Origin of the sequence: Streptomyces sp. NPDC096040, from assembly GCF_040303265.1 — a bacterium.
In the GTDB taxonomy this organism is placed as follows: Bacteria; Actinomycetota; Actinomycetes; order Streptomycetales; family Streptomycetaceae; genus Streptomyces.
The window spans coordinates 90,205-97,245 of record NZ_JBEOTA010000029.1 but is presented as its reverse complement, the minus strand read 5'-3'; the positions used below and the strand labels follow the sequence as shown (position 1 = coordinate 97,245).

Here is a 7,041-nt window from a genome sequence, read left to right as displayed (position 1 = left end):
CGCAACTCCAGCGGGTACTTCCTCGGCGCAGGCATCCTCTGGTCTCCTCTCACGAGACCCATCTGACCCTCTGTCACCTCGCCCCGCATCTCGGGAACCTCATCTCGTCGCCGAACGGGAGGTTCGACTTGGGTACTCGTCCGCACAGAGCCTGGCCGGTCGCCGCACTTGTCGTGGGAGTTCTGAGTGCTTGCGATCCGGCGAGCATGGACCCCACGGACCCCGCCAACTTCAGTTCCGTCGCCTTCGTCAATGACACCGGCTCCCCAGCTGTCCTGTTCGAGTGCGGTGACAGCCGCGGACGTGACTGCCATGACATGAGCGGTCGACTCGCCCCCGGAGAACGCACCGACCAGCAGGTGTCCTGGGGGGAAGGTCTCGATCCCTGGCAAGTTCGCGACACGCAGGGGAAGATCGTCGGCTGGCTGATCGTGAGCACGCTGCGCCGTGAATCCGGAGCTGTCTACTACCTCGGCGATGCCGAGTCCGAGCCCGGCAAGAAGACGACTCCGCGCGTCTCGCCGCACCCCGACCCGACGCGGTAATTCGGTTCCCCTGGGACCCACCGGCCCGGCCGCACGCCGCCGACGAATGGCTACCTGAGGTGGTCGCCAGGGCGAACGTTGCCTGATGCGGCACTAGTCCGTAGCGAGACCTGTCTGATCCTTGGGACTGGCAGTCAGAACTACGCCGACCCTCGGTGGACGACGCGAATACCGGTGCGTCGGCGGCGGTCGCGTGCTGGGGCGCTCGGGCTAGCTTGCGGCAGCCCGTGACCGACCTCTATCGCAGGTCTATCGCAACGGCTGCTACCAACGACAAAGAGCGGGACCCAGTGAGACTGGTTCCCGCTCTTTTGCACTGGCATCCGCCCTGGTCAGCGCTTGATTTCTGCTGTTCCCAGGCGAGTGCCCCCGGCAGGATTCGAACCTGCGCACACGGCTCCGGAGGCCGTTGCTCTATCCCCTGAGCTACGGGGGCGTCTGGCGTTGAGCTGATTGCTCGCGGCGACGGGTAGAACACTACCAGCTCGCCCGGGGTGTTCATGAACGGGTTTCCTGGGGGTCGTTCCCCCGCAGGGGGCGGAAGTCGGGAAAACCCGGACGCGGTGGCCGGTCCGGACCTACTCTCGAGTTGTGCCAGGGGCGTCGGGCCGGGTGCTTGTTGTGGACGACAACAAGGTCATCCGGCAGCTGATCAGGGTCAATCTCGAACTGGAGGGTCTCGAGGTCGTGACCGCGGCCGATGGTGTCGAGTGTCTGGATGTCGTTCATCAGGTGCGGCCCGATGTGATCACCCTCGACGTCGTCATGCCCCGGCTCGACGGTCTGCGGACGGCCGCCCAGCTCCGTGCCGACCCCCGCACCCGCGACCTTCCCCTTGCCATCGTCAGCGCCTGCACCCAGTACGAGGTCGAGACCGGCCTTGACGTCGGCGTCGACGCCTTCCTCGCCAAGCCCTTCGAGCCCGCCGAACTCGTACGGTTGGTCAGGGAGTTGGTGGAGCGGCGGAGAGGGCCGGAGGGGCCGGAGGGGACGGAGGAGCGGGAGCGCGGGGGAGAGGGCGACGAGGTCGAGGTCGAGTTCTCCGGGGAGTGGGCCGGGGGTAACCGCGTCTACCCGTGAGTTCGAATCCCTTAGTTCGAATCCCTTAGACGGTGTGCGAGCGGTGGCCCTGCGGTCGCATCAACCCGTAGACCCGTAGACCCGTAGACCCGTAGACCCGTAGACCCGCAGACCGGTAAGCCGGTGCCCCCCACCGTCCACATCCCGGACCCCCTCCCAAACCGGCTCGCCTACCCGCCCCCCTCCTCCCCTACGCTTGACCCGTGACCCCCGTCGAGCTCTCCCGTACCGTGCTGCGCGCGGTGCGTCGTGCTGTTGATGAGGGGGAGCTGAGTGTGAGCGTGCCGGAGCGGGTCGTGGTCACGCCGCCAGGGCCCGGTGGGTGTGGGGACTACGCCACCAACATCGCGCTTCGGCTCGCCCGCCCGGCCGGGCAGCCGCCGATGCGTGTCGCCGAGATTCTGGTGCCCCATCTCGCGGATTCCGACGGTGTCGGTGACGTCGTCGTCACCGAGCCGGGGTTCCTCAACATCAGCCTCAGCCCCACCGTGTCACCCACCGCGACCCTGGTCGCCGAGATCCGTGCCCTCGGGTCCGGCTACGGCCACGGCGATGCCCTCGTCGGGCAGGTGGTCGCGTTGCGGGTGCCGTACGACGTCCGGGCCGTGGTCGTCGCGGACGCCGTCGTACGGATCGTCGCGACCCAGGGCGGCCGCGGTGAGGTCGATCACCGTGAGCCCGTCAGCCTCCGGCCCGTTCCGGCGCCCGAGGACCCCGCCCCGCTCGGGCTCGACGCCGCCCGGTGGGCCCTGCTGTATCCCGCCGCCCACGACCGGCCCCGGATCACCGCCGACCACCTGGTGCAGCGCGAGAGCAACCCGCTCTTCCGGGTGCGGTACGCCCACGCCCGGGCGCGAGCCGTCGGCCGTGGTGCCGGACGGCTCGGCTTCGGTGCCGAACCCGGCGACGTGCCCGGCGCCCCGGGCGCCCTCGTCGCCGCCCTCGCCGACTACCCCCGCATCCTCACCGCCGCGGCCACCCACCGCGCTCCCGACCGGCTCGCCCGGCATCTCGTCACCGTCGCCGATGCCGCCCTGCCGTTCCTGCCGACCGTGCTGCCTCAGGGCGAGGAGAAACCCTCGGCCGCCCACCGCGCCCGGCTCGCCCTCGCCGAAGCCACCGGGACGGTGCTGGCCGGCGGCCTGTCCCTGCTCGGCATCGACGCACCCGATCACCTCTGAAGAGAGCGCCAGAAGAGCAATGAGCCGTTCCGCACACCCCGCCGGGCCCCGGCACGCCGATGTCCTGCCCGAGGGGCACTACACCGCTCCGCCCAACGACCTGAACTCCCTCGACTCCAAGGTGTGGGCCCAGACCGTCACCCGTGACGCCGAGGGGGTCGTCACCGTCGGCGGTGTCGACGTGAAGGCCCTCGCCGAGCAGCACGGCACCCCCGCCTACATCCTCGACGAGACCGACTTCCGGGCCCGGGCGCAGGCCTGGCGCACCGCCTTCGGCCCGGACGCCGACGTGTTCTACGCCGGGAAGGCCTTCCTGTCGCGGGCCGTCGTGCGCTGGCTGCACGAGGAGGGGCTCAATCTTGATGTGTGCTCCGGGGGCGAGCTGGCCACCGCCCTCTCCGCCGGGATGCCCGCCGACCGCATCGCCTTCCACGGCAACAACAAGTCCACGGAGGAGATCGAGCGGGCCGTGCGCGCCGGTGTGGGGCGGATCGTGCTCGACTCCTTCCAGGAGATCGTGCGGGTCGCCCACGTCGCCACGTCCCTCGGCAAGCGGCAGCGCGTGCAGATTCGTATCACCGTCGGCGTCGAGGCGCATACGCACGAGTTCATCGCCACCGCCCACGAGGACCAGAAGTTCGGGATTCCGCTGGCCGGGGGGCAGGCCGCGGAGGCCGTACGGCGGGCGCTGCAGCTGGACGGGCTGGAGGTCATCGGCATCCACTCGCACATCGGGTCGCAGATCTTCGACATGTCGGGCTTCGAGGTCGCCGCGCACCGGGTCGTGGGGCTGCTGAAGGACATCCGTGACGAGCACGGTGTCGAGCTGCCCGAGATCGATCTGGGAGGTGGGCTCGGTATCGCCTACACCAGCGACGACGACCCCCGCGAACCCCACGAGATCGCCAAGGCACTCACCGAGATCGTCACCCGGGAGTGCGAGGCCGCCAGGCTGCGGACCCCGCGTATCTCCGTCGAGCCGGGGCGGGCCATCGTCGGGCCGACCGCCTTCACCCTCTACGAGGTCGGCACCATCAAGCCCCTCGACGGGCTGCGGACGTATGTCTCCGTCGACGGCGGTATGTCCGACAACATCCGGACCGCGTTGTACGACGCCGAGTACAGCGTCGCTCTGGTGTCGCGGACGAGTGACGCGGAGCCGATGCTCGCCCGTGTCGTCGGCAAGCACTGCGAGAGCGGGGACATCGTCGTGAAGGACGCGTTCCTGCCGGGCGACCTGGCACCCGGTGACCTGATCGCCGTACCGGCCACCGGTGCCTACTGCCGGTCCATGGCGAGCAACTACAACCATGTGCTCCGGCCGCCCGTCGTCGCGGTGCGCGACGGCGAGTCCCGGTTGATCGTCCGCCGGGAGACAGAGGAGGACCTGCTGCGTCTCGACGTCGGCTGAGCGGCACGGCACGGGGTGGAAGAACGGGGGCGCAGGGACGGGGTGGAAGATCTCCTGTCTGCCACCCTCACAAAATGAAATAGATGTCTCACGATCCGGACGAAGGGTAGAAACTCCCGTCCGGTGAGTGAGACTGGTCCAACCGTAGACGGTATGAGGAAACGAGGTCGGATGATGCGTACGCGTCCGCTGAAGGTGGCGCTGCTGGGCTGTGGGGTTGTCGGCTCAGAGGTGGCGCGCATCATGACGACGCACGCCGACGACCTCGCCCAGCGGATCGGCGCCCCGATCGAGCTGGCCGGTGTCGCCGTACGAAGGCCCTCCAAGGTGCGTGAGGGCATCGACCCGACTCTGGTCACCACGGACGCGACCGCCCTGGTCAAGCGGGGGGACATCGACGTCGTCGTCGAGGTCATCGGGGGCATCGAGCCCGCCCGCACCCTCATCACCACCGCCTTCGAGCACGGCGCCTCCGTCGTCTCCGCCAACAAGGCGCTGCTCGCCCAGGACGGCGCCGCCCTGCACGCGATCGCCGAGCAGAACGGCAAGGACCTCTACTACGAGGCCGCCGTCGCCGGTGCCATCCCGCTGATCCGGCCGCTGCGCGAGTCCCTCGCCGGCGACAAGGTCAACCGCGTGCTGGGGATCGTCAACGGGACCACCAACTTCATCCTCGACAAGATGGACTCCACGGGGGCCGGCTATCAGGAAGCCCTCGACGAGGCCACGGCCCTCGGGTACGCGGAAGCCGACCCGACCGCGGACGTCGAGGGCTTCGACGCCGCCGCCAAGGCCGCCATCCTCGCCGGGATCGCCTTCCACTCCCGGGTGCGCCTCGACGACGTCTACCGCGAGGGCATGACCGAGGTCACCGCCTCCGACTTCGCCTCCGCCAGGAACATGGGCTGCACCATCAAGCTGCTCGCCATCTGCGAGCGCGCCCGGGACGGCGGATCGGTGACGGCCCGTGTGCATCCCGCCATGATTCCGCTGACCCACCCGCTCGCCTCCGTGCGCGGCGCGTACAACGCCGTCTTCGTGGAGTCCGACGCGAGCGGACAGCTGATGTTCTACGGTCCCGGGGCCGGCGGCGCCCCGACCGCCTCCGCGGTCCTCGGCGACCTGGTCGCCGTCTGCCGCAACCGGCTCAGCGGGGCAACGGGGCCCGGCGAGTCGGCGTACGCCGCCCTGCCCGTGTCGCCGATGGGCGATGTCGTCACGCGCTACCACATCAGCCTCGACGTCGCCGACAAACCGGGTGTTCTCGCCCAGGTTGCCACCGTGTTCGCCGAGCACGGGGTTTCCATCGATACGGTTCGCCAGCAGGGCAAGGACGGCGAGGCCTCCCTTGTCGTCGTCACCCACCGCGCGTCCGACGCCTCCCTGTCCGGGACCGTCGAGGCGCTGCGCAAGCTCGACACCGTGCGGGGTGTCGCCAGCATCATGCGGGTTGAAGGAGAGTAACCAGCAATGACCCACCAGTGGCGCGGAATCATCGAGGAATACCGGGACCGGTTGCCGGTGTCCGACACCACGCCGGTCGTGACGCTCCGCGAGGGCGGCACGCCCCTCGTGCCCGCGCAGGTGCTCTCCGAGCGCACGGGGTGCGAGGTCCACCTGAAGGTGGAGGGTGCCAACCCCACCGGGTCCTTCAAGGACCGCGGTATGACCATGGCCATCACGCGGGCGAAGGAGGAGGGCGCGCAGGCCGTCATCTGTGCCTCCACCGGCAACACCTCCGCGAGCGCGGCCGCCTACGCCGTACGGGCCGGGATGGTCTGTGCCGTCCTCGTCCCGCAGGGCAAGATCGCGCTCGGCAAGATGGGCCAGGCGCTGGTGCACGGAGCCAAGATCCTCCAGGTCAACGGCAACTTCGACGACTGCCTCACCCTCGCCCGCTCGCTGAGCGACAACTACCCCGTGGCGCTGGTCAATTCGGTCAACCCGGTGCGCATCGAGGGCCAGAAGACCGCCGCCTTCGAGATCGTGGACATGCTCGGCGACGCGCCCGACATCCACGTCCTGCCGGTCGGCAACGCGGGCAACATCACCGCGTACTGGAAGGGGTACAAGGAGTACGCCGGTGACGGCGTCTCCACCAGGACGCCCCGGATGTGGGGGTTCCAGGCCTCCGGCAGTGCCCCGATCGTGCGCGGGGAGATCGTCAAGGACCCGTCGACCATCGCCACCGCGATCCGGATCGGCAACCCCGCCTCCTGGCAGTTCGCGCTCGCGGCCCGGGACGAGTCCGAGGGCCTCATCGACGAGGTGACGGACCGTGAGATCCTGCGCGCCTACCGGCTGTTGGCCGCGCAGGAGGGCGTCTTCGTGGAGCCCGCCTCCGCCGCCTCCGTCGCCGGTCTGCTCAAGGCCGCCGAGCAGGGCAAGGTCGACCCCGGTCAGCGGATCGTCTGCACCGTCACGGGCAACGGCCTGAAGGATCCCGACTGGGCCGTCGCCGGCGCTCCGCAGCCGGTCACCGTGCCCGTCGACGCTGCCGCCGCGGCCGAGCGGCTCGGGCTCGCCTAGAGGACCGCTGGAGCGTCGCTCGAGAACCGCACGAGCGGCGCTCGGGCAACATTCGGCCAACCCCCGCCGGGCAACCGGTGAACGGACTGTGGCGTCCTAAACGGGGGACTCCCTAAGGAAGGAGCACAGGGGGCTTACGACACGCATCGTGCGCCTCCTGTGCGCCCTATGTCGCCACAGAACCTTCCTTCGATAGGCTGTACCGAACCCGCCCGCTGCATATGCCTCCGCATATGGCGCGGTGCCGCGCCGCCTCCGCGGCCCGAGGTTCCCTCCCGTACCTATCGAGTGTCAT

5 protein-coding genes, 1 tRNA gene and 1 pseudogene are annotated in these 7,041 nt (G+C 69.6%); 6 read left to right on the top strand and 1 reads right to left on the bottom strand.

The window, feature by feature from the left end; all coding sequences use genetic code 11:
- Nucleotides 1–206 precede the first annotated feature (206 nt).
- Nucleotides 207–545 (top strand): hypothetical protein, encoded by a 339-nt coding sequence (locus tag ABTY98_RS32925; protein ID WP_352224721.1) that lies wholly within the window; start codon nt 207–209, stop codon nt 543–545.
- 364 nt (nt 546–909) lie between these two features.
- On the opposite strand, the gene ABTY98_RS32920 is transcribed toward ABTY98_RS32925, so the two are convergent.
- Nucleotides 910–981 (bottom strand) — tRNA-Arg (locus ABTY98_RS32920).
- Between the two features lie 77 nt (nt 982–1,058).
- On the opposite strand from ABTY98_RS32920, the pseudogene ABTY98_RS32915 reads away from it, so the two are divergent.
- From ABTY98_RS32915 to thrC, 5 genes and pseudogenes are all read left to right on the top strand, one after another.
- Nucleotides 1,059–1,609, top strand: a pseudogene (locus ABTY98_RS32915) (response regulator).
- A 219-nt stretch (nt 1,610–1,828) separates the two neighbouring features.
- On the top strand, nt 1,829–2,806 hold the full coding sequence (gene nrtL, locus ABTY98_RS32910) for an ArgS-related anticodon-binding protein NrtL (protein ID WP_352224719.1): 978 nt from the start codon (nt 1,829–1,831) through the stop codon (nt 2,804–2,806).
- Between the two features lie 19 nt (nt 2,807–2,825).
- Entirely contained in the window at nt 2,826–4,217 is a 1,392-nt protein-coding gene (lysA, locus tag ABTY98_RS32905; protein WP_352224718.1) for a diaminopimelate decarboxylase, read from the top strand.
- A 171-nt stretch (nt 4,218–4,388) separates the two neighbouring features.
- A complete protein-coding gene (locus ABTY98_RS32900; RefSeq protein WP_352224717.1) occupies nt 4,389–5,681 on the top strand; it encodes a homoserine dehydrogenase in 1,293 nt (430 codons plus the stop codon).
- Between the two features lie 6 nt (nt 5,682–5,687).
- Nucleotides 5,688–6,746: a threonine synthase gene (gene thrC / locus ABTY98_RS32895; protein WP_352224716.1), complete on the top strand. Its 1,059-nt coding sequence runs from the start codon at nt 5,688–5,690 to the stop codon at nt 6,744–6,746.
- Nucleotides 6,747–7,041 lie beyond the last annotated feature (295 nt).